General features: G+C 60.3%; 19 protein-coding genes and 1 pseudogene. 11 read left to right on the plus strand and 9 right to left on the minus strand.

The genetic code is table 11. The annotated features are described in order from the left end of the window. The first annotated feature begins 320 nt into the window (after positions 1–320). The 9 genes from HU730_RS12680 to lptE all read left to right on the plus strand — a co-directional run bounded on the left by HU730_RS12680 (position 321) and on the right by lptE (position 10,486). Positions 321–1,628: a CitMHS family transporter gene (locus tag HU730_RS12680; RefSeq protein ID WP_003187405.1), complete on the plus strand. Its 1,308-nt coding sequence runs from the start codon at positions 321–323 to the stop codon at positions 1,626–1,628. A gap of 67 nt (positions 1,629–1,695) precedes the next feature. Then, on the plus strand, positions 1,696–2,463 hold the full coding sequence (locus HU730_RS12685) for a TerC family protein (protein WP_186527001.1): 768 nt from the start codon (positions 1,696–1,698) through the stop codon (positions 2,461–2,463). Positions 2,464–2,735: 272 nt separating this feature from the next. Further along, positions 2,736–4,394: a Na/Pi cotransporter family protein gene (locus HU730_RS12690; RefSeq protein ID WP_003187402.1), complete on the plus strand. Its 1,659-nt coding sequence runs from the start codon at positions 2,736–2,738 to the stop codon at positions 4,392–4,394. 58 nt (positions 4,395–4,452) lie between these two features. Continuing rightward, entirely contained in the window at positions 4,453–5,835 is a 1,383-nt protein-coding gene (locus HU730_RS12695; RefSeq protein WP_060763820.1) for a pitrilysin family protein, read from the plus strand. Between the two features lie 68 nt (positions 5,836–5,903). Next, the gene (locus tag HU730_RS12700) at positions 5,904–6,935 is read left to right on the plus strand and encodes a DUF5924 family protein (RefSeq protein WP_003187399.1); all 1,032 of its coding nucleotides are present in this window, start codon (positions 5,904–5,906) and stop codon (positions 6,933–6,935) included. 54 nt (positions 6,936–6,989) lie between these two features. Beyond that, positions 6,990–8,138 (plus strand): ABC transporter permease, encoded by a 1,149-nt coding sequence (locus tag HU730_RS12705; RefSeq protein WP_034129245.1) that lies wholly within the window; start codon positions 6,990–6,992, stop codon positions 8,136–8,138. Then, the gene (locus tag HU730_RS12710) at positions 8,135–8,938 is read left to right on the plus strand and encodes an ATP-binding cassette domain-containing protein (RefSeq protein WP_186527002.1); all 804 of its coding nucleotides are present in this window, start codon (positions 8,135–8,137) and stop codon (positions 8,936–8,938) included. Before HU730_RS12705 ends, HU730_RS12710 begins: the two co-directional genes overlap by 4 nt. Position 8,939: 1 nt before the next feature. Next, positions 8,940–9,878 (plus strand): MlaD family protein, encoded by a 939-nt coding sequence (locus HU730_RS12715; protein WP_003187394.1) that lies wholly within the window; start codon positions 8,940–8,942, stop codon positions 9,876–9,878. Then, positions 9,875–10,486 (plus strand): LPS assembly lipoprotein LptE, encoded by a 612-nt coding sequence (gene lptE / locus HU730_RS12720; protein ID WP_070415401.1) that lies wholly within the window; start codon positions 9,875–9,877, stop codon positions 10,484–10,486. The genes HU730_RS12715 and lptE overlap by 4 nt, the downstream gene beginning before the upstream one ends. Before the next feature lie 92 nt (positions 10,487–10,578). Here lptE and HU730_RS12725 read toward each other — a convergent pair whose 3' ends face one another. From HU730_RS12725 to HU730_RS12745, 5 genes are all read right to left on the minus strand, one after another. After that, complete coding sequence (locus HU730_RS12725) at positions 10,579–11,808, minus strand: spore maturation protein (protein ID WP_186527003.1); 1,230 nt, start codon at positions 11,806–11,808, stop codon at positions 10,579–10,581. A gap of 97 nt (positions 11,809–11,905) precedes the next feature. Continuing rightward, positions 11,906–13,237, minus strand: coding sequence for a glutamate/aspartate:proton symporter GltP (gene gltP, locus HU730_RS12730; protein ID WP_003187390.1), 1,332 nt, complete (start codon positions 13,235–13,237; stop codon positions 11,906–11,908). A gap of 713 nt (positions 13,238–13,950) precedes the next feature. Then, entirely contained in the window at positions 13,951–14,418 is a 468-nt protein-coding gene (locus tag HU730_RS12735; RefSeq protein WP_034129242.1) for an inhibitor of vertebrate lysozyme family protein, read from the minus strand. A gap of 2 nt (positions 14,419–14,420) precedes the next feature. Next, on the minus strand, positions 14,421–14,585 hold the full coding sequence (locus tag HU730_RS12740) for a DUF1328 domain-containing protein (protein WP_003187386.1): 165 nt from the start codon (positions 14,583–14,585) through the stop codon (positions 14,421–14,423). Positions 14,586–14,662: 77 nt separating this feature from the next. Further along, entirely contained in the window at positions 14,663–14,947 is a 285-nt protein-coding gene (locus HU730_RS12745; RefSeq protein ID WP_020301400.1) for a hypothetical protein, read from the minus strand. A gap of 389 nt (positions 14,948–15,336) precedes the next feature. Here HU730_RS12745 and algB point away from each other — a divergent pair. Continuing rightward, positions 15,337–16,682: pseudogene (gene algB, locus HU730_RS12750) on the plus strand (sigma-54-dependent response regulator transcription factor AlgB). A 10-nt stretch (positions 16,683–16,692) separates the two neighbouring features. Then, positions 16,693–18,480: a KinB sensor domain-containing domain gene (locus tag HU730_RS12755; RefSeq protein ID WP_034129240.1), complete on the plus strand. Its 1,788-nt coding sequence runs from the start codon at positions 16,693–16,695 to the stop codon at positions 18,478–18,480. A gap of 137 nt (positions 18,481–18,617) precedes the next feature. Here the strand turns inward: HU730_RS12755 and HU730_RS12760 are convergent, their stop codons facing one another. The 4 genes from HU730_RS12760 to dsbA form a co-directional block, all read right to left on the minus strand. Beyond that, positions 18,618–19,394: an N-acetylmuramoyl-L-alanine amidase gene (locus tag HU730_RS12760; protein ID WP_034129239.1), complete on the minus strand. Its 777-nt coding sequence runs from the start codon at positions 19,392–19,394 to the stop codon at positions 18,618–18,620. An 89-nt stretch (positions 19,395–19,483) separates the two neighbouring features. Further along, a complete protein-coding gene (locus HU730_RS12765; protein ID WP_034129238.1) occupies positions 19,484–21,541 on the minus strand; it encodes a diguanylate cyclase in 2,058 nt (685 codons plus the stop codon). After that, positions 21,538–22,416: an endonuclease/exonuclease/phosphatase family protein gene (locus HU730_RS12770; RefSeq protein WP_034129237.1), complete on the minus strand. Its 879-nt coding sequence runs from the start codon at positions 22,414–22,416 to the stop codon at positions 21,538–21,540. Before HU730_RS12770 ends, HU730_RS12765 begins: the two co-directional genes overlap by 4 nt. 10 nt (positions 22,417–22,426) lie before the next feature. Then, positions 22,427–23,062 (minus strand): thiol:disulfide interchange protein DsbA, encoded by a 636-nt coding sequence (dsbA, locus tag HU730_RS12775; protein ID WP_014716341.1) that lies wholly within the window; start codon positions 23,060–23,062, stop codon positions 22,427–22,429. Between the last annotated feature and the right edge of the window lie 124 nt (positions 23,063–23,186).

A 23,186-nucleotide genomic window follows, 5' to 3' on the forward strand; every position in this document is an offset into this window, starting at 1 on the left:
TTATCGTTGACGTTTTTCGCGAGCAAGCTCGCTCCTACAAAAGCAAGCCAGCCACATTTTGTTCTGCGTCAACCTGAAGAACGAGTGCCTGCCCTTCATCAGCTGTTTTCTCAGCGAAAGCTGGCTGAAAGCTTCCCCGTCTAGGATCGCCCTCACTGCCGGCAACAGACCGGCTGTTAACAACAACAATGGTGATTCCCGATGTCCGCTCGTACCCGCCTGTTCGCTCCAACTCCACCCGTACGCCTCGTGCCTTTCGTTCTGCGCTGACCGCCACTCGGTCCGCCATTCCCTAGCCGCGCTACGCCTGGAGTATTCCTATGCTGACTTTCCTTGGCTTTGCCATGGTCATCACGTTCATGTTCCTGATCATGACCAAGCGCCTGTCCGCGCTGATCGCCTTAATCATCGTGCCGATCCTGTTCGCGCTGTTCGGCGGTTTCGCACCGAAGATCGGCCCGATGATGCTCGAAGGCATCACCAAGCTTGCGCCGACCGGCGTGATGCTGATGTTCGCCATTCTCTATTTTGCCTTGATGATCGACTCCGGCCTGTTCGACCCGGCCGTGCGCAAGATCCTCAAGATGGTCAAGGGCGACCCGCTCAAGGTGTCGGTCGGCACCGCGGTACTGGCCCTGGTGGTCTCTCTGGACGGTGACGGTGCCACCACCTACATGATCTGCGTCGCGGCCATGCTGCCGCTGTACCAGCGCATCGGCATGAGCCCAAGGATCATGGCGGGCCTGATCATTCTCGCCGGTGGCGTCATGAACATGACCCCCTGGGGCGGCCCGACGGCACGCGCCGCCAGTGCGCTGCATGTAGACCCGTCGGACATCTTCGTACCGATGATCCCGGCCATGGCCGCCGGTGTGGTGGCGATCCTGGTGATTGCCTACATGTACGGCAAGCGCGAACGTGCGCGCCTGGGTGAATTGCACCTGCAGGGCGACGAGATCGACCACAGCGAAATCAGCGTGTCGCAATTCCCCGACGCTCGCCGTCCGAAACTGATCTGGTTCAACGGCGCCCTGACCCTGGCGTTGATGTGCACCCTGATTGCCGGCCTGTTGCCGCTGCCGGTGCTGTTCATGGTGGCGTTCAGTATCGCCATGATCGTCAACTACCCATGCCTGCAGCAGCAGAAAGACCGCGTCGCGGCTCACGCCGGTAGCGTATTGGCGGTGGTGGGCTTGATCTTCGCCGCCGGTATCTTCACAGGCATCCTGTCGGGCACCGGCATGGTCGACGCCATGTCCAAGAGCCTGTTGGCGGTCATCCCCGAAGCGATGGGCCCTTACCTGGCGGTGATCACCGCGCTGGTGAGCATGCCGTTCACCTTCTTCATGTCCAACGATGCGTTCTACTACGGCGTACTGCCGGTACTGGCCGAAGCTGCCAGCCATTACGGCATCACCGCGGTGGAAATGGCGCGGGCGTCGATCGTCGGGCAACCCGTGCATTTGCTCAGCCCACTGGTACCCTCGACGTACTTGCTGGTTGCTCTGGCGGGTATCGAATTCGGCGATCACCAGCGCTTCACGCTCAAGTGGGCAGTGTTGGTGTGCCTGTGCATAATGTTCGCCGCATTGCTGATGGGGATTTTTCCGCTGTTCAGCACTCTATAATCGTACCGACTCACTCACCGCGCGGCGCTACGGCTTGCGCGGTTAACACTTGCTCAAAGGAATACACATGGAATGGCTGACCAATCCGGAAATCTGGATTGCCTTCTTCACCCTGACGGCCCTTGAGATCGTCCTGGGCATCGATAACATCATCATGATTTCGATCCTGGTCAGCCGCATGCCCAAGCATATGCACGCACGCACTCGGATCTTCGGCTTGGCGTTGGCCATGGTCACGCGCATCCTGTTGCTGCTGTCGATCACCTGGGTCATGCAACTGACCGCCGACCTGTTCGTGGTGTTTGGCCAGGGCATCTCCGGTCGTGACCTGATCCTGTTCTTCGGTGGTCTGTTCCTGCTGTGGAAAAGCTCCCAGGAGATGTACCACGCGCTGGAGGGTGAAGATGAAACCCAAGACGAGCCCAAAGGCGCCGGTGGCAAGTTCATCTACACCATTATCCAGATCGCCATCATCGACATCGTGTTCTCCCTGGACTCGGTGATTACCGCCGTCGGCATGGTTTCCCACGTGCCGGTGATGGTTGCCGCCATCGTCGTTGCGGTATTGGTGATGATGCTGGCTGCCGGCACTATCAGCGAGTTCATCGACAAGCACCCGTCGCTGAAAATGCTGGCGCTGTCGTTCCTGCTGGTCGTGGGTACCGTGCTGATCGCTGAATCATTCGACGTACACGTGCCAAAAGGCTACGTCTACTTCGCCATGGCGTTCTCGCTGGCGGTGGAAGCGGTGAACATCAAGATGCGTACCGCCATCGCGAAAAAGAAGAAACAGCAGGACCCAGTGAAACTGCGCAAGGACATTCCGGGTCAGTAAATTTGACCCGCGAGTGATCGTTCCCACGCTCCGCGTGGGAATGCCCTCTCGGACGCTCCGCGTCCGCAAAGTGACGCAGAGCGTCACAGGATGCGTTCCCACGCCGAGCGTGGGGAACGATCTTCATGACAGTTTTGTTTCAATCCCGAGTTTAGCTATGCGATGCTGGCGCAGAGCCCATTCGCCAACTACAGCTTAGGTACAAGACGTAGAGCGGCACGCGGTAACTTTCCTTCGCTCCTGCTGGAGCGCACCCACACGGGGGGCCGAGCATGCTGACCTTGCTCAATCTGCTTTCCGCCGTGACCCTGCTTATCTGGGGCACGCATATCGTCCGAACCGGCATCCTGCGGGTCTACGGTTCCAATTTGCGCCAAGTCATCGGGCAGAACATGTCCAAGCGCTGGCTGGCATTTGTCGCCGGTATCCTGGTGACGGCCATGGTGCAAAGCAGTAACGCCACCGCGATGCTGGTGACTTCGTTCGTCGGCCAGGGGCTGATGAGCCTCACGCCGGCCTTGGCCACCATGCTTGGCGCCGACGTCGGTACGGCCTTGATGGCGCGGGTGCTGACGTTCGATTTGTCCTGGCTGTCGCCGCTGCTGATATTCCTCGGGGTGATTTTCTTCCTGTCGCGCAAGCAGACGCGGGCAGGGCAGTTGGGCCGGGTCGGGATCGGCCTGGGCCTGATCATCCTCGCGCTGCAATTGATCGTCGAAGCCGCCGGGCCAATTACCCATGCCCAGGGCGTCAAAGTCATCTTCGCTTCGCTGACCGGCGATATCTTGCTGGACGCCCTGGTCGGCGCGCTGTTCGCCATGATTTCCTACTCCAGCCTTGCTGCGGTGTTGCTCACGGCCACACTGGCCGGTGCCGGCGTGATCGGCTTGCACGTGGCCATCGGCTTGGTGATCGGCGCCAACATCGGCAGCGGTGTACTGGCTTTTCTCAGCACCAGCATGCAAAACACTGCCGGTCGTCAAGTGGCCCTGGGCAGCCTGTTGTACAAATTGATCGGTCTGTTGCTGATCATTCCGGTGCTCGACCCGCTCGTAGGCTGGATGGACGGCCTGGACTACAGCGTCCAGGGCATGGTCATCACCTTCCACCTGCTCTACAACGTCAGCCGCTGCCTGATCCTGTTACCCACCATCGGGCCCATGGCACGCCTGTGCGAATGGCTGCTGCCGGAACGCCCCGAAACCAATGGCAAGGCCAAGCCACGCCATCTGGACCTGGCCTCATTGAATACCCCAAGCCTGGCCCTGGCGAACGCCGCCCGCGAAACCCTGCGCCTGGGTGACTTGATCGACAATATGCTCACTTCGATGCAGGAAGTGCTGCGCGGCAATCAAACCGCCGTTACCCAAGAAATGCGCAGCCTGAGCGATGATGTCGAAGCGCTCTACAGCGCGATCAAACTCTACCTGGCGCAAATGCCCCGTGAAGACCTGAGTGAACAGGACAACCGCCGCTGGGCCGAAATCATCGAGCTATCAATCAACTTGAAATTGGCCGGTGACCTGATCGAACGCATGCTGCGCAAAGTCCAGCAACAGAAGACTTCGCAACGCCGGCAATTTTCCGAAGTGGGCCTGGAGGAACTCAGTGGCCTGCACAGCCAGTTGATCGCCAACCTGCGCCTGGGCCTGTCGGTGTTTCTCAGCGGCGACCCGGAAAGCGCCCGCCAATTACTGCGCGAAAAGCGCCGCTTCCGCGCCCAGGAACGCCGCCTGGCCCACGCCCATGTCAGCCGCCTGCAGCGCAAGATCGTGCAGAGCCTGGAAACCAGTTCCCTGCACTTGGAACTGATTGCCGACATGAAACGCTTGAACTCGTTGTTCTGCAGCAGTGCTTATGTAGTGTTGGAAACGTCCGACACTGGCGCGCTCTCGGCTGAAAGTATTGCCGACATTACCCATTCGCCCTGAACGTACGCCCGCGAGCGAAGTCAGTAAACAGTGGACCTCATTCGCCAGGAAGCTTGCTATGCGTCGCCTGTTACTCGCCTGCCTGCTCTTGGGCTCGGTACACGCCTTTGCCTTTGACCGCCTGCAAGTCGAGGGCTACACCTTGCCCAACGGCCTGCAACTGCTGCTCAAACCCGGCACCGAGCGTGGGCATGTCGCTATTCGCCTGGTGGTTGGTGTGGGCCTGGACGACTTCGGTTGCGAAGAAAAAGAGCTGCCGCACTTGTTCGAGCACTTGCTGTTCAGCGGTATCGACGGCGGCGGCGAAGGCGACCTCGAAGACCGCATGCAAGCCCTGGGCGGCGAGTGGAACGCCTACACCAGCAACGCCGACACCACCTTCGTGATCGAGGCGCCCGCGCAGAACCAACGCAAGGTGCTGGACCTGCTGCTGGCAATCCTCACGCGCACGCAACTGACCGACGCCCATATCAATGCCGCCAAGCAAGTGGTGGAGCGCGAAGACGGTGGCCATTATTCACACTTGCAACGCCTGCTGGATCGCCAGGACCTCGGTCACAGCGCCAGCAACCAACTGGCCGTGGAGTTGGGCCTCAAGTGCGCCGAACGCGCCGAGGTCAGCCACCTCACCCGCGACCAGTTGGAGAAGCTGCGCAAAGAATGGTACGCGCCGAACAACATGACCCTGATCGTCGTGGGCGATCTCGACAAACTGCTGCCCGCCTACCTGGAACGCACCTATGGTCAACTCGACCCAGTGGAGCCGAGCGAACATCGCCCCCTCCCGGAAATCCAGCATACCGCCGCCGGCCACCGCGACCTGATCCGCGGCTGGGTGGGCGATGGCGCCAAGCTGCACTGGCTGTTCCCAGAGCCGGTGCTGGACGACCAGCATGATGAAACCTACAACCTGCTCAAGGACTACCTCGACTGGGCGCTTTACCGGCAACTGCGCCTCAAGCACGGTTTGTCCTACGGCCCGTGGGTGGAACGCGAAGTGCTCGGCGGCGTTGGGTTCCTCAGCCTGAATGCCGACCTTGAGCGAGAAAACCTCCCTGAAGCCGAGCAGGTCTTGCAAGACCTCAAGGCCCAGTTGCTCAAGGATGGCCTCGACCCAACGGTATTCACACGCCTGCAACAAGCCGCCATTGCCCGCCAAGCCTGGGCAGTGCAAGGCAACAGCGCACTGGCCGACTATTACTGGAGTGCGGCCGGCGACTACTCCAATGGACGTTTCAGCGACCCGGTCAAACGCATCAAGGCCGTGAGCCTGGCGCAAACCAACCAGGCCATGCGCGAAGCGTTCCAGCAGCCGGGCTACTGGCGCATCGAAAAACCGCTGTTGAGTTATGACGCCTTGACCTGGATCGGTGCGGGCGTACTGGGCCTGATCATCCTTGGTTTGATCGGCCTGAGGCTTTATCGCAAACCTGTTGAGTAATGAGGCGCAGAATATCGGGCCAAGGCGTTATTCTGTCTGAGATTTTTCCCACAACCAGTGAACCGCCCATGCCGAACTTGCCGCCCCTCATCCAGCGCGTTATAGAACTGATCAAGCGCTACCCAGGGGTGATCGCACTCGGCGGTTTCATCTCGGGGGTGGGCAGCTTCATCTTGGTAGACCGCCAGCAGGGCATGGCCAGCTGGATCGCGGTGATCATGCTGGTGAGCTGGTTGTGGCTGATGCTGGAGAACAGCTTTACGCAACTGTTCACCAAAGTCTTCAATCGCGAGATCCCTGAACCGCTGCTGCGCTACGCCACCCAGATGATCCACCAGGAAAGTCTGTTTTTCGTCCTGCCGTTCTTTTTCGTCACCACCGCCTGGAACAGCGGCCAATCGTTGTTCACTGGCCTGCTCGGCGCAGCGGCGCTGGTGTCGATCATCGACCCGCTGTATTACAAATGGCTGGCGCCCAAACGCTCGCTGTTCCTGGCCCTGCACACCCTGACCCTATTCGCCGCGTTGCTGACCGCACTGCCGATCATCATGCACCTGACCACCGCCCAGAGTTACAAACTGGCGTTGGGCGTGGCCATGGTCCTGTCGATCCCGAGCCTGGCCGTCAGCCTGCCGCTGCGTAGCCTCAAGGGCTGGGCGATGCTGCTGGGGGTAACGGCCGCCATCGGCTGCGCCGGCTGGTTCCTGCGCAGCTGGGTACCGCCCGCCACCCTGTGGATGACCGAAGTCGCCATCAGCACCCAACTGCAAGACCGCACGCCGGGCGACGACCTCAAGCAAGTCACCGCCGCCCAATTGCGCAGCGGTGGGCTGTATGCGTACACCGCCATCAACGCACCACGCGGGCTGGATGAGCGGATCTACCATGTGTGGAAATTCAACGGCCAGGAAGTCGACCGCATTGCCCTGGACATCCATGGTGGGCGCAAGGAGGGCTATCGCGCCTGGACCCACAAGCAGAATTTCCCGGGTGACGCCGTGGGGCGCTGGCAAGTGCAGGTGCTCACCGAAGACGGCCAAGTCATAGGCGTTCTGCGCTTCAAGGTGATAGACACAGCACAAGCGGACAACCCAAAGTAAGCCGGATCGTGCTATTACGTAGCAATTGTGGATAGCCAAACAAGCTCGGAGCTTATGACCACTCGCACGACGGCCGGCGCGGCCCATCTTGATACGTCCAGCACCCCGCCTTCGCTACGGATTACCGGCGACTGGACGCTGGCCCACTACGCCCACCTGAAGAAGCTGTCGGCCACACTCGACGGCCAATACGACGCCGGCGCCCGCATTGACCTCAACGGTCTCGGTGCGCTGGATACCGCCGGCGCCTCACTGCTGGTGGAGCTGCTGGGTCCTGCACGCATCGAACATTCTGCCGAACAGACTGATTGCACCCTGGCAGCCGCCGACCGTGCACTGCTCAAGACCGTCTACCGCTCCCTGAATGACTTTTGCGTACCGATCAAAGAGCCGGAAGAGGCCGCCGGCATTCAAGTGTTGGCTCGCATCGGCCGCGCAGTAGACACGGTCTGGCAAGACGCAATGAAGCTGTTGGGCTTTATCGGCCTGATCCTCGAAACCTTCGCTCGCGGTATTTGGCGGCCCAAGCGCTGGCGCCTGACGCCCATGGTCGCCCACATCGAACAGACGGGCCTGGATGCGGCGCCTATCGTCGCGCTGCTGACCTTTCTGGTCGGCGCCGTCGTGGCCTTTCTCGGCGCCACCGTGCTCAAGAGCTTCGGCGCGACGATCTTTACCGTGGACCTGGTGGCGTTCTCCTTCCTGCGTGAATTCGGCGTGTTGCTCACCGCAATCCTCATCGCCGGCCGTACCGCCAGTGCATTCACCGCGCAAATCGGCTCCATGAAAGCCAACGAAGAAATCGACGCCATCCGTACCCTGGGCCTGGACCCCATGGAGCTGTTGGTATTGCCGCGCGTGCTGGCGCTGCTGGTGGCGTTGCCGATGCTGACTTTCCTGGCGATGCTCTCGGGGATCGTCGGCGGTGGCGTGGTGTGTGCGGTGGCCCTGGATATTTCGCCGGCGATGTTTCTTTCGCTGCTGCAATCGGACATTGGCGTGCAGCACTTTCTGGTGGGCATGGTGAAGGCGCCGATCTTTGCCTTTTTGATCGCGGCCATTGGCTGCCTGGAAGGTTTCAAAGTCAGCGGCAGTGCCGAGTCAGTCGGCGCGCATACCACATCGAGCGTGGTGCAATCGATCTTTGTAGTGATCGTGCTGGATGCGGTCGCGGCGATGTTTTTCATGGAGATGGGCTGGTGAGTCGTCTACACCGTGCGCCCACTGAGGCGGTGATTGAAGTGCGTGGCTTGTGCAATCGCTTTGGCAGCCAAAGCGTGCATGAGAACCTCGACCTGGATTTGTACAAAGGCGAGATCCTGGCGGTGGTGGGGGGCTCTGGCAGCGGTAAATCCGTGTTGTTGCGCAGCATCGTTGGCCTGCGGCGCCCCAGCGAAGGCGAAGTACGGGTGTTCGGCAAAAACCTGCCGAGCCTGCCTGAACATGAACGCTCACTGGTAGAACGCCGCTTTGGCGTACTGTTCCAGAAGGGCGCGCTGTTTTCCTCGCTGACGGTGACCGAGAACGTGGCTCTGCCATTGATCGAGCACGCCGGCCTCAGCCGCGCCGATGCCGAGCACTTGGCGGCGGTCAAGCTGGCCCTGGCAGGGTTGCCGCTGTCGGCGGCCGATAAATACCCGGCCTCGTTGTCCGGCGGCATGATCAAACGTGCCGCCCTGGCCCGCGCACTGGCCTTGGACCCGGACATCCTGTTCCTGGACGAACCCACCGCCGGTCTCGACCCCATTGGCGCGGCGCAATTCGACCAACTGATCCTCACCCTGCGCGATGCGTTGGGCTTGAGTGTGTTCCTGGTCACCCACGACCTCGACACGCTGTACACCATCACCGACCGTGTGGCGGTGCTGGCGCAGAAGAAAGTGCTGGTGGCCGACGCCATCGATGTCGTTTCGGAAACGGACGACGTCTGGATTCACGAATATTTCCACGGCCCCCGGGGCCGCGCGGCATTGGATGCCGCTCAATCGCTCAACGAGGTATGACATGGAAACCCGAGCCCATCATGTGATGATCGGACTGTTCAGCGTAATTGTGGTGGTCGGCGCGATGCTGTTTGGCCTGTGGCTGGCCAAGTCCAGCGTCGATACCGCCTTCCAGGATTACGAAGTGATCTTCAACGAAGCGGTCAGCGGCCTGTCCCAGGGCAGTGCGGTTCAGTACAGCGGCATCAAGGTGGGCGATGTCATCAGCCTGCGTCTGGACCCCAAAGACCCACGCCGCGTCCTGGCGCGCATCCGCCTGGCCGGGCAAACGCCAATCAAGGAAGACACCCAGGCCAAACTGGCCCTGACCGGTATCACCGGCACCTCGATCATCCAGCTCAGTGGGGGCACCCCGCAGAGCCCGGAGCTCAAGGGCAAGGACGGCAACCTGCCGGAAATCATCGCGTCGCCATCGCCTATCGCACGCCTGCTCAATAACAGCAACGACCTGATGACCAGCGTCAACCTGCTGCTGCACAACGCCAACCACCTGTTCTCGCGGGAAAACGTCGAACGCCTGAGCAACACCTTGGATAACCTGCAACAAACCACCGGCGCCATTGCCGAGCAACGCGGCGACATCAAGGTGGTGATGCAGCAATTGATGCAGGTGAGCAAACAGGCGGGCGCGGCGCTGGAGCAAACCACCGTGCTGATGCGCAGCGCCAATGGTTTGCTCAGTGAACAAGGCAAGCAAGCCTTCGGGAGCGCCGAGCAGGCGATGAAATCCCTGGAGCAAAGCACCGCCACCATCAATACCTTGCTGACCAATAACCAGGACTCGGTGAACAGCGGCATGCAGGGCCTTAACGAGCTGGCGCCAGCCGTGCGCGAGCTGCGTGAAACCCTCGGCTCGCTGCGCGCCATCTCTCGCCGCCTGGAAGCCAACCCCAGCGGTTACCTGCTGGGCAGTGACAAGAACAAGGAGTTCACGCCATGAAGCGTGCTTACCACATGATCGTCCCCATGGCCCTGGCACTGGTCAGCGCGTGCTCGATCCTGCCCAAGCCGGACCCTTCGGACGTGTACCGCCTGGCGTCCGCCCAACCGGCCAGCCAAGGCACGCCGGTGAGTTGGTCGCTGCGCGTGACCAAGCCGCAGACCAGCGAGTTTCTCGATAGCCCGCGCATCGCCGTAGTGCCAGATGGCAACTTGATCAGCAACTACGCGAATTCACGCTGGAGCGACCCGGCGCCGGTGCTGCTGCGTAATCGCCTGCTGGATGGCTTCCAGCGCGACGGGCGCGTGACGTTGTTGAGTACCGACGAGACCAACCTGCAAGCCGACTATGAACTGGGCGGGCAGTTGCAGGCGTTTCAGAGTGAGTATCGAGGCAAAGCGGTGGAAGTGGTGATTCGCCTCGACGCGCGATTGGTGCGTGGGCGTGATCAAAGGATTATCGCCAGCCGCCGGTTTGAAGTGAGGCAGCCGGTGAGTGACGCCAAGGTGCCAGCGGTGGTGGCTGCTTTTGGCCAGGCTGGGGATCAGTTGAATAAGCAGGTGGTGGATTGGGTAGTCAGCCAGGGCAATACCGCTCTGAAACCTTGAAGGCCTCATCGCAGGCAAGCCAGCTCCCACATTTTACTGCGTTCACACATCAAACTGTGGGAGCTGGCTTGCCTGCGATAACGATTGTGGCCTTAACCAAAAAACCAGTAGCACACCGAAATAGCCGCGACCACACCAGCAAACTCCGCGAACAACGCACATCCCACCGCATGCCGCGCCCGCTGGATGCCTACCGAGCCGAAGTACACGGCCAGCACATAAAACGTGGTTTCAGTACTGCCCTGTATCGTCGCCGCCACCAACGCCGCAAAGCTGTCCACACCCTGGGTCTGCATGGTCTCGATCAGCATCGCCCGTGCCGCACTGCCGGAGAACGGCTTGACCATTGCGGTCGGCAGAGCGTCGACAAAGCGCGTATCCAGGCCAGTCCAGGCCACCACATGGCGAATCCCTTCCAGGCCGAACTCCAAGGCGCCCGAGGCACGCAACACGCCAACCGCACACAGCATCGCCACCAGATAGGGCAGTAGGTTCTTGGCCACGTCGAAGCCTTCCTTGGCGCCTTCGACAAAGGCCTCGTACACCTTGACCTTGCGCAACGCACCGATCACCAGGAACAGCATGATCAGGCCAAACAGCGTGAGGTTGCCCAGGATCGACGACAAACCGGCCAGCGCTGTGGCAGACAGGGTCGCCAGCAGCGCCATGAAGCCACCAAGCATCAACGCGCCGGGGACCAGATAGGCCAGCACCACAGGGTCCCACAGCCGCAGACGCTGCATCACCGCCACCGACAGCAGGCCCACGAGGGTCGAGGCGCTGGTGGCCAGCAGGATCGGCAGGAACACCAGCGTCGGGTCCGCGGCGCCTTGCTGGGCGCGGTACATGAAAATGGTCACCGGCAACAGCGTCAGCGAGGACGCGTTGAGCACCAGGAACAGGATCTGAGCGTTGGTCGCCGTATTGGGGATGGGGTTGAGCTCTTGCAGCGCCTTCATGGCTTTCAGGCCGATGGGCGTGGCGGCGTTATCCAGGCCCAGGCCGTTGGCGGCAAAGTTGAGGGTGATCAAACCTATCGCGGGGTGCCCGGCGGGCACTTCAGGCATCAGGCGGCGAAACAGCGGGCCGAGGGCCTTGGCCAGCCAATCGACGATCCCGGCTTTTTCCGCAATCCGCAGAAAGCCCAGCCATAACGTCAGGGTACCGAACAGCAGCACCATGACTTCCACCGACAATTTGGCCATGGCGAAAATGCTTTCGACCATCGCCGCGAAGATCCCGGCGTTACCGCCCACCAGCCATTGCGCCAGTGCTGACACCATTGCCACGACAAAGAAGCCAAGCCACAGGCCATTGAGCATCAGATAAGTCCCCCGAAAGATGGGGCGAATGATAACGGGGCTGGCAGAAACGACAAACCCCGGAATTTTCCGGGGTTTGTTTTCGATCAATCTGCAATCAGCTACGGGTGGCTTGTGCCGTAGGCAGGGCTTCCTTGCTGCGCCAGTGCGGCAGGGAATTCCAGTAGCGCTCGCCCTTGGCGTCGTCGTACATGCCTTCCCAACGGGAGATAACCAGTACGGCCAAGGCATTGCCGATCACGTTCAGGGCGGTACGCGCCATGTCCATCACACGGTCGACACCGGCGATAAACGCCAAGCCTTCCAGTGGGATGCCCACGCTGCCCAGAGTCGCCAACAACACCACGAAGGACACGCCCGGCACGCCGGCGATACCTTTGGAGGTCACCATCAGGGTCAGTACCAGCATCAGTTGCTGGCCGATCGACAGGTCGATGCCATACAGCTGGGCAATGAAGATGGCCGCGATGCTCTGGTACAGGGTCGAACCGTCAAGGTTGAACGAATAGCCGGTCGGCACCACGAAGCTGCAGATCGCTTTCGGCGCGCCGTAGGCTTCCATCTTCTCGATCACACGCGGCAGCACGGTTTCGGAGCTGGCGGTGGAGTAAGCCAATACCAACTCATCTTTGAAGATGCGGATCAGCTTGAGGATCGAGAAGCCAAACAGGCGTGCGATCAAACCCAGGACCGCGAAGGCGAAGAACAGGATCGCGACGTAAACCAGGATCACCAGCTTGGCCAGCGGCAGCAGCGAGGCGAAGCCGAAGTTGGCGACCGTCACCGCGATCAGTGCAAATACACCGATAGGGGCGTACTTCATGATCATGTGGGTGACTTTGAACATGCTCTCGGACACGCCCTGGAACATGGTCACCAGCGGTTCGCGCAGTTCAGGCTTGAGGCTCGACAGGCCCAGGCCGAACAACACCGAGAAGAAGATGATCGGCAGCATCTCGCCTCGGGCGACTGCGGCGAAGATGTTCGAGGGGATCAGGTTGAGGATGGTCTCGATGAACGCATGTTCATGCTGCACTTCGGCGGCAGTCGCCTGGTACTTGGAGATATCGACGGTACCCAGGGTACTCATGTCGATGCCCGCGCCTGGGTGGAACAGGTTGGCGAGCAACAGGCCCACCACGATGGCGATGGTGGTGACAATTTCGAAGTAGAGGATGGTTTTGACGCCGATACGACCGAGCTTTTTCGCGTCGCCTACACCGGCAATGCCGACGATCAGCGAAGAAATCACAATCGGGATCACGATCATCTTGATCAGGCGGATAAAGATATCGCCCGCCGGCTGCAACACATTGCTGATCCACCAGGCCTTTTCAGCACTGAAATGGTTGAGCACGGCACCGATTGCAATGCCCAGTACCAAACCGATGAGGATCTGCCAGGCGAGGCTTAGCTTTGCCTTCTTCATGTCATTACCCTTGCTTCAAGTGGACTTACGGCAAATGCGCCAGCTGCAACGCTCGAAAGCGAAAAAGTGTGTGCATCTGCCTCCATGGAAGGTCACCGCAGCGTGGCCGAAATGGCTTACTGGCAGGCGAAAAAAGGCGCAACTATTCCCATGCAAGGGAGCGACGTCTAATGCCGTAAACGCCTACCCTATGCCGAATCGGCATGGCTTTTTTTGAAAATATTTGTCCAAACGGTCAGTTCGTATCCGCCATTCGAGCGGGTGAATATGCCGTTAAGCAGCCAAATCAGGCTCGCGCAGAGATACTGGACGACTTCGATTGGCTGACAGAAATGTCTGAGAAATCCATCACCTAGGGCCGGAAAGATCCTATAGCGCGATTGAAAAATTCTCGATAGATGGTCACGCCGACATACCCAGTAATGGTTGGCCACACGCAAAAAAACAAAACTACGGCTATAGGCGGCATGAAACGCGGGAATGAGAGTCATAAGCCCGCCGCAAGTTCAGCAAGCTTGAGGTCTTGTGAACTTGCGTCGCAGCTTTTCGCCTGACCCGGCCCTTGCGCAGGTACTCCCTGTACCCGTAGGTCACGCCGATCCTGATCGATCAGAGCAACCCGGCCCCCTGGTCATGCATCACTCAAGGAGCGATGCAAACAGAAAGAAGCACAAGGGCTTCCTTCTATGGACGCCGGCTCCGTCACACGGAACCTAGTACCAATTCGGATCTTTCTTGAGCTGTTCCATCAGCAGCTTTTGCATACCCTCGTCCGGCTTACCGAGGAAACGGTAATCGGCGTGCCGTGTCGGGGACTTGTCCGCTGGCAAACCCGCCGGGACTTCCACTAACATGGCATAGGCATCTTCCTTGTCGAGGCTGAAGGCAACGATCAGGCGCTTGTTCAGGCAGGTGTCTGCGGTTTCACAAAGCGGCCCGACCAAGTACTTGTCGCCATCTTCCTCAACGGCATTCATTTGCTCGGCCGTGCCCGACAGGTTCATCACCCATTCGGGCAGGCGTTCCTCTTTCTTCACCACGTCTTGCCAGGTTTCACGGTACTGCGGATCCGCGCTGAGCAATTCGTTAGCCCGGGATTGACCGTCGTTGGCGGCCATGGCCAGGCCGCTGCCGCCCAACAGCAGGGCGGCAGCAAGGGCTTTAAAAGGCAGGCTGACCATATTCAACCTCGGCCTTTGCGACCAAAGAAGAACGAAGCGATAAACATCACCAGGAAGACCACAAACAGGATCTTGGCGATGCCGGTGGCGGTGCCAGCGATACCACCGAAGCCCAGGACTGCGGCCACAATGGCGATGATCAGAAATGTGATTGCCCAACTCAACATGGTGATTCTCCTTATGCTTCTATAGGGGTAACAGCGGTGATACCGTGCAGCCGCTCAACACGAGCGACATTTTTTGCCTAGAACACCCAACGGTCATGGGCCGGCAGTTCGTCCAGGGTGGAACCCTGGTCTACCAGGCTCAATTGCGGGGCAGTCACATCGGCGCTGGCGCTGCCAATGGAACGGAAATGGGTCTGAGTCATGACGGGACGTTCAAATTGCGGGGCTGGCTGCGCACGCTCCTGCCAATGCTGCAACTGCTGGCCGGCAATCAACGTAACCATCAAGGCCAGGCTGGCGAACAGGCCCTGCTGCAAGCGCAGCGGCGATACACGCAATTGGCTGAGGCTTTGGCGAGTCATGCTGCATTACTCCCGCATTCTGATTATTCGTTCATGACGCTCTTGGGGGAGATATTGCAGAGTGCATGCCAGCTTTATTGCAAAATAAAACACAATAAAATCAAGCATTTACACTTGCTCGATAGATTCGTCGCCTAGCATCCTGCACGATGCCTCCTTGCAGGCCGTGCGAAATGCACGATGGTCGGGGGTCGGAACCAGACACCCAGCGCACACATCGAAGGATCGAAGGGTGAAAGGAAGGGAAAATGCCCTCAGACGTCGTCTGTAGGAAGGCGCGCAGATAGCTGCACGAAGAAGCCTTTTATGAATCAGAATAAACCATGCAACTTGCCCGATTATTCCGGGACTAAACACCATCACATTTATAGTTAAGGAGTGCGGGACAGATGGATTCAGCCAAGGAACTTCAAGGCCGCATTCTTTTAGTGGATGACGAATCCGCGATCCTGCGCACCTTCCGCTATTGCCTGGAAGATGAGGGCTACACCGTCGCCACCGCGAACAGTGCCGCACAGGCCGATGCCCTGATGCAGCGTCAGGTGTTCGACCTGTGCTTCCTCGACCTGCGCCTGGGCGAGGACAATGGCCTGGACGTGCTGGCCCAGATGCGCGTGCAGGCTCCGTGGATGCGCGTGGTGATTGTGACCGCCCATTCGGCCGTGGATACCGCCGTGGACGCCATCCAGGCTGGCGCCGCCGACTACCTGGTCAAGCCTTGCAGCCCCGACCAACTGCGCCTGGCCACGGCCAAGCAACTGGAGGTGCGTCAGCTCTCTGCGCGGCTGGAAGCGCTGGAAGGCGAGGTGCGCCAGCCCAAAGACGGCCTGGACTCCCATAGCCCGGCCATGATGGTGGTGTTGGAAACCGCGCGGCAGGTGGCCGGGACGGACGCCAATATCTTGATTCTCGGCGAGTCCGGCACCGGTAAAGGTGAGTTGGCCCGGGCGATACACGGATGGAGCAAACGCTCGAAGAAGTCCTGCGTGACCATCAACTGCCCGTCACTGACCGCCGAACTGATGGAAAGCGAACTGTTCGGCCATAGCCGCGGCGCATTCACCGGCGCCAGTGAAAGCACCCTGGGCCGAGTGAACCAGGCGGACGGCGGTACGCTGTTTCTCGACGAGATCGGCGATTTCCCCCTCACGTTGCAACCCAAGTTGCTGCGGTTTATCCAAGACAAAGAGTATGAGCGCGTGGGCGACCCGGTCACCCGCCGCGCTGACGTGCGCATCCTCGCAGCCACCAACCTGAACCTGGAAGACATGGTGCGCGATGGCCGTTTCCGTGAAGACTTGCTCTACCGTCTGAATGTCATCACCTTGCACTTGCCCCCGCTGCGCGAACGCAGTGAAGACATCCTGACCCTGGCTGACCGCTTCCTTGCCCGCTTCGTCAAGGAATACGCACCCCGGCGCGCGGCTTCAGCGATAATGCCCGCGAAGCGCTACTGAACTACCGCTGGCCCGGCAATATTCGTGAACTGCGCAACGTAGTGGAACGCGCCAGCATCATCTGCCCCCAGGAGAAGGTTGAGATCAGCCACCTGGGGATGGCTGAGCAACCGGCCAACAATGCACCGCGTATCGGGTCGGCTTTGAGCCTTGACGAGCTGGAGAAAGCCCATATCGGCGCCGTACTTGCGACCAGCGACACACTGGACCAAGCGGCCCGCACACTCGGCATCGATGCGTCGACGCTGTACCGCAAACGCAAGCAGTACAACCTTTGAACAGGACCTTATGAAGCTCGCGATGAAACTGCGCACCCGGTTATTCCTGAGCATCTCAGCCTTGATTACCGTGGCTTTGCTGGGGTTGGTCCTGGGCTTGGTCAGCGTCATGCAAATGGCCAAGACCCAGGAATCGCTGATCCGCAGTAATTTCATCACCCTGGACCTGGGGCTCAAATTGCGTCAGAGCCTGGGCGACCAGTTGATCATGATGCTGGAGAAGCGTCCCGACCCAGACGCCCTGCAAGCCTCCAAGCAGCATTATTTCGATCTGTTGGACCAGGGCATCGCCCATGAGCAGGTCGACGGCAAAAACCATGGTTTCAGCCAGGCACGCTCGGATTACCAGAATCTGCTCAAGGCGTTTGACCAATCCCAGCAGACATCACCGCCTGCGGGCAGCAAGGAAAAGCTCACCGAGACCTTCAACATACTGCGCAACGGCTTGATCGCCGAACACAAGCGAGCCCTGGAAAATATCAGTACCAGTGAACATAAATCCCGTGAGCGCGCCCTGTTGATAGCGGGCCTGCTCGGGCTGGTAGGGCTCGCGGTGCTGATCATCGGTTTCGTCACGGCCCATGGCATCGCCCGGCGTTTCGGTGGTCCCATCGAAGCCTTGGCCAAGGCCGCCGACAAGATCGGGCAGGGCGACTTTGAAGTCACGCTGCCGATCTCCTCCGCAGCGGAAATGAACCTGTTGACCCGACGTTTCGGCATCATGGCCGAAGCGTTGCGCCAACATCAGGCCACTAACATCGATGAGCTGCTGGCCGGCCAACAGCGCCTGCAAGCGGTGCTCGACAGTATCGATGACGGCCTGTTGATGATTGATCGCCAAGGCTGCCTGGAGCATCTCAACCCTGTAGCGCAGCGCCAATTGGGCTGGGATGAGGAGCGGCTGGGTCAAGGCCTTGGTGAAGCCATGGGTCGTGCGGAAATGGATGAACAGCTGCAACTGGTGCTGCGCGGCGGCAACCTGGAGCGGGCCCCGGACGATCTGGAGGTGGAAGTCGAGGGTGAGTTGCGCCTGCTGACCTACAGCCTGACCCCGGTTAGCCATACACAGGGGCACATTCTCGGGGCCGTGATGGTGCTGCATGATGTGACTGAACAGCGCGCCTTCGAACGGGTGCGCAGCGAGTTCGTATTGCGCGCCTCCCATGAGCTGCGCACGCCGGTTACCGGCATGCACATGGCCTTCGGCTTGTTCCGTGAGCGGGCCAAGTTCCCACCGGACTCCCGCGAGGCGGACCTGCTGGATACGGTGAATGAAGAAATGCAGCGCCTGATGCAGTTGATCAACGACCTGCTCAACTTCTCGCGCTACCAGAACGGCCTGCAAAAACTCACCCTGGGCACGTGCGATGTCACCGACTTGCTGGAGCACGCACGGGCTCGGTTTGCTGAGCCTGCGAACGCCCAGCACATTGAGTTGCTGGTAGAAGCTCAGCCTGAGTTGCCACGGCTGTATGCCGACCAAGTGCAACTGGAGCGGGTGCTCGACAACCTGTTGGGCAATGCCCTGCGCCACACCGCCGAAGGCGGGCAGATTCGCCTGCAGGCACGACGGCATGGCGAGCGGGTGATTATCAGCGTCGAGGATAACGGCGAAGGCATTGCCTACGGCCAGCAAGGGCGAATCTTCGAACCCTTTGTACAGGTGGGCCGCAAGAAGGGCGGTGCGGGCCTGGGCTTGGCACTGTGCAAGGAAATCGTGCAATTGCACGGCGGCCGCATGGGTGTGTACTCACGACCGGGGCAGGGTACGCAGTTCTATATGGCATTACCCCTGTAGGAGCGAGAACCCTGTGGCGAGCAAGCTTGCTTGCGCTGGGGTGCGAAGCGCCCCTCAAAAAAGCCGGCTCCAGCTTCGCTGTCGAACGGGAGCAAGCTCCCTCACCACAGCAAGCTCGCTCCAACATTGTTACACCTTCAGCGGTGATTCAAGGCTCGCAGGATCGCGGCGCTTTCAGCATCCGGGGTGCCATCAAACAGCGATGGCCGGAAGCGCATCTGGAACGCAGCGATGACGTGCCTTGTGGCCACATCCAGCTCACCGGTCTGCGGCGTCTGGTAGCCCAGGCGCGCCAGCTCTTCCTGGAACCAGGTAATGCTCGGCAACTGCGCGGCGTACTGCACCTGGAACCGGGCCACTGCCTGGGCATCCGGCCACACGGCCAGACCTTCTGCCGCCAAGCGTTTCCAAGGGAACAACGGGCCTGGGTCCAGCTTGCGCAGTGGGGCAATGTCGCTGTGCCCGATGATGTTCTTGGGGTCGATGCCATTGCGCTTGCTGATGTCCTTGAGCAGCACGATCAGCGACTGCACCTGCGCTTCGGAATACGGGTACCACACACGCCCAGTCGGCGTATCACTGAACCCTGGGTTGACGATCTCGATGCCGATGGAGCTGGAGTTGAGCCAGGTGCGCCCCATCCACTCGCTTTGCCCGGCGTGCCAGGCGCGCTGGCTTTCATCCACCAGCTTGTAGATGGTGCCGGAGGCGTCGTCGCCGATCAGGTAATGGCTGCTGACCTGGCCATGGGTCAACAGCGCCAGGGAACGTTCAAGGTTGGTCGAGGTGTAATGCACCACAACGAACTGCACGCGGTTGTCGTGGTTAACCGAAGGATGGCTGGTGTTCAGGCGCGGGCCACTGGCGCAGCCGGCGAGCAGAAGAAACGCTAAAGCGATATACAAGGATTTCATGGCGAGAGGCATTACACTGAAAGACGATAATGCAACAGTGTAACGTAAGGTTCATGGCTAGGCGGTCAAATCACAAAATGGAACATCTTTTATGCCGCCTGCACCTGATTACGCCCCGCAGCCTTTGCCCTGTAGAGTGCCTCGTCGGCACGCTTGAGCGCCAGGTCACTGCGCTCGCCGGGTTGAAACTGCGCCACGCCCATGGACACCGTGATCGTTACCGGCTCGCCCTTGAAGTGGAACGGGCACGCTGCAATGGCCTCACGCAATACTTCACCTACGGCCAGGGCATCCGCCAAGGCTGAGTCGGGCATGAGCAGCACGAACTCTTCACCACCAAACCGCGCGATGAAGTCAGTCGGCCGCAGGCGTTTGCTCAGCACGTTGGCGATGATCTTCAAGACCTTGTCCCCTGCCAGGTGACCGTAGCCGTCGTTGATGCGCTTGAAGTGGTCCAGGTCGAGCATGGCCAGCGACAGGCTGTTACCGCGCTGATGCCAGGCGTTGACTTCGTAATCGAGGCGTTCGCTCCACGCCGCACGGTTGGGCAGCCCGGTGAGCGGATCGATCAAGGCCTTCTGGCGCTGCACCTCCAGGTGCTCGCGGTATCCCTGGGCCTCCTGCTCCATATGGGCCACGCGTTCAGCCAGGCCTTTGAGGCGTGCGGCCACTTCCTGTTCGCGCAGGTCACGCTGTTGCTGGTGTTCATCCATGGTGCCGAGCAAGCCTTCAAGGTGGCTTTCGAGCACCTGCTTGAGGCTGTCCAGGTCGGCGGCGTCCTGCACGCTGCTTTGCAGGCCGTCCACCTGCTCGCGAATCTGTGTGTCCAACTCCCGCGCGGCCAGGCTGCTGTCGGCGTGGCCGTCGCTGGCGACCTGCAAATGCCCCTGGAATGCCTCGAGACGCTCGTTGAGCTGCTTGAGATAAGCCTCGAACTCATGCTGGCCACTGTCGGTGACCGCCAGCATCAGCACGGCCAGGTCATCCAGGATCGGCAGCAGTTCGTACCAATTCAAACCATGGGCGAGACGCTCACGCATCGCCTCGGCCTGGGGCTGGTGACGTTCGGGCAGGGAAAGGTCTTCCAGCAGGCCGAGCAAAGTGCCTTCAATGTGCTTGGCCACCGAACTGTAGGACGGTTCAGGCGAATCGGGCAGGGCGTAGGTGCCGTCCGGTTGCAGCTCGTCAGGCTCGGGGCTTTCCAGCACGGGGGGCAGCGACAGGCTGCCGATGGTGGTCTCATCCGGCGTTTCGACTGGAGCCGGCGGCGGTTCGATAAAGGCAGCGAGTGCGCTTTCGTGAGCAGGCTCCGCAACCGGTGGCGCCTGCACGTCGGGCTCCGGTAATTGCGCAGGCGCAATCGACGGCAGCTCTGGAGCGTCGAATACCGGCGTTTCTCTGGCGACCTCTTGCCCTTCGGCCGCGGCAACAGGCGCAGCCTTCAAGGCCACGGGTGTGGGTGACAGCGGTGCAAAGGCACGCAAGGCTTGGGTCAGCTCTTCCGATTGCGCAAGTTCTTCCGGTTCGGGTGCGGGTTTGGGCGCTGCAGGCTTTGGCGCTGCCAATTGCATTGCCGGCAGTGGCTCAGCGTCAACCGGCAATGCTTCACTGGCGGCCTCCTTACTACCGAACAGGCGTTGCAACAGGCCCGGGCCTGTGCGTGCGGTATCGCCTTCAGGCTCCAGATTATTCAGCGCCTGCCCCTGCAGGCTGCTCAGCTCACTGAGTAGCAGGGGTATCTCCCGCGCTTGTGCCACGCGACCATCGAGTTGCTTGGCGAAGGTTTTCAGCGGGCGAGCCACCTCGCGGGGCAACGGCAGCTTTTGCAACTGGGTGACCAAGGCGGTGAGCGCGGTGCTGATCTGGTCGACACGGGTTTCGCGGCGCTGCTCCGAATCCAGCACGGCCTTTTCCAGGCGTGGCAGTAAAGCGGCGAGGGCAGCGTCCATGTCGTCCGTGCGCACGACATCGCGCATTTCCTTCATGCATTGATCGACGGCGCGGTCGGTGCCTTCAGCGGCCAGCGTGCTGCGCACCAGCCCGCGGCGCAGCAAATCGAGGCGGGCAGCCCAGCGGCGTTCGAGTTTGTCTTGTTGCTCGATGCTCTGGAGGTATTTCTCTTTCCAGCGCTGGGCGTCGTCGCTCATGCAAGGGATCCGCGAGGGCCTGGGCTCAACGCGGGTAATGCATCAGCCGTGAGCGAACCCGGCAGACGAATCTCTACCGCGACCGGCAGGTGATCGGAAATGGGCTGCGCTAGCACCTGCACACTTTCCAGTGTGAGGCTTGGGCTGAGCAGGATATGGTCAAGACAGCGCTGCGGGCGCCAGCTGGGAAACGTGGCTTCGACTTGCGGGGCCAGTAACCCCAGGTCGCGCAGCGGAGAATTCTGCAGCAGGTCGTTGGCATGGGTGTTCATGTCACCCATGAGCACCTGGTGCTTGTAGTTACCAATCAATTCACGCACGTAGGCCAGTTGCAGGTTGCGCGTACGCCCCCCGAGGGCCAGGTGCATCATCACCACCACCAAGGCTTCCGGGCCTTCGCCAAAACGCACAAGGATCGCCCCGCGCCCTTTGGGGCCTGGCAGGGGGTGATCTTCAATGGCAGTGGGTTTGAGGCGGCTGAGTACGCCATTGCTGTGCTGCGCCAGGCGCCCCAGGTTGCGGTTGAGTTGCTGATACCAGTACGGGAAGGCGCCCAGCTGAGCCAGGTGTTCCACCTGGTTGATATAGCCGGAGCGCAGGCTGCCGCCGTCGGCTTCCTGCAGGGCGACCAAGTCGAAGTCGCTTAGCAGGTCGCCGATTTTCTGCAGGTTACCGGTACGCCCCTTGTGGGGCAGCAGGTGCTGCCAGCCACGCGTGAGGTAGTGCCGATACTTCTCGGTACTGTTGCCCACCTGGATATTGAAGCTGAGCAGGCGCAAGCGGCTGTCTGCCGGCAGGCCTGTGGACTCCAGGTGATGCTCGTTGACCTGCGGTTCATGCAGGCCAACGACACGCTCGGTACCCCAGCGGCGCATGGCGAGCCCCTTACTTGGCAGCGCGTTCTTTGGCAATCAGTTGGTCGGCAACGTTCAGGGTCGCTTCAGGACCACCGGTGCTGCCCAGGTCGAAACGGTATTTGCCGTTGACGATCAGAGTTGGAACGCCTTGCACGCCGTACTTCTGCGCGAGTTCCTTGGCCTGTTTGATTTGGCCCTGGATAGCGAAGGAGTTAAAGGTCGCGAGGAACTTGTCCTTGTCGACACCTTGAGTAGCAACGAAGTCAGCCATTTCGTCCGGCTTGGTCAGGCGCTTGCCTTGTTTCTGGATCGCTTCGAAGACAGCGTTGTGGACCTTGTGCTCAACACCCATGGCTTCCAGGGTCAGGAACAGTTGGCCGTGGGCGTCCCATGGGCCACCGAACATGGCAGGAATGCGACGGAAGTTAACGTCCTTGGGCAGCTTTTCAGCCCATGGGTTGATAGTCGGCTCGAAGGCGTAGCAATGCGGGCAGCCGTACCAGAACAGCTCCACCACCTCGATCTTGCCGGGTACCGCAACCGGAACCGGATTAGACAGCTCAACATAGGTTTTACCGGCTTCAAGCGGCACATCGGCAGCTTGTGCGGTCATGCCGAAGAGGCTGGCAGTGACGAGAGCGGCGCTGAGGATCAGATTACGCATGCTTTACTCCTGGACAAATAAAGTCGCCTCACGCGACCTTTGTTGTGACAGGTCTACGCGGACATGAGTTCGTTAGTGTAACGGCAGCGGCCACAAAAAAGGGCGGCCTGAGCCACCCTTTTTA

Source organism: Pseudomonas sp. SWRI22 (assembly GCF_014268395.2).
Classification (GTDB): Bacteria; Pseudomonadota; Gammaproteobacteria; order Pseudomonadales; family Pseudomonadaceae; genus Aquipseudomonas; species Aquipseudomonas paracarnis.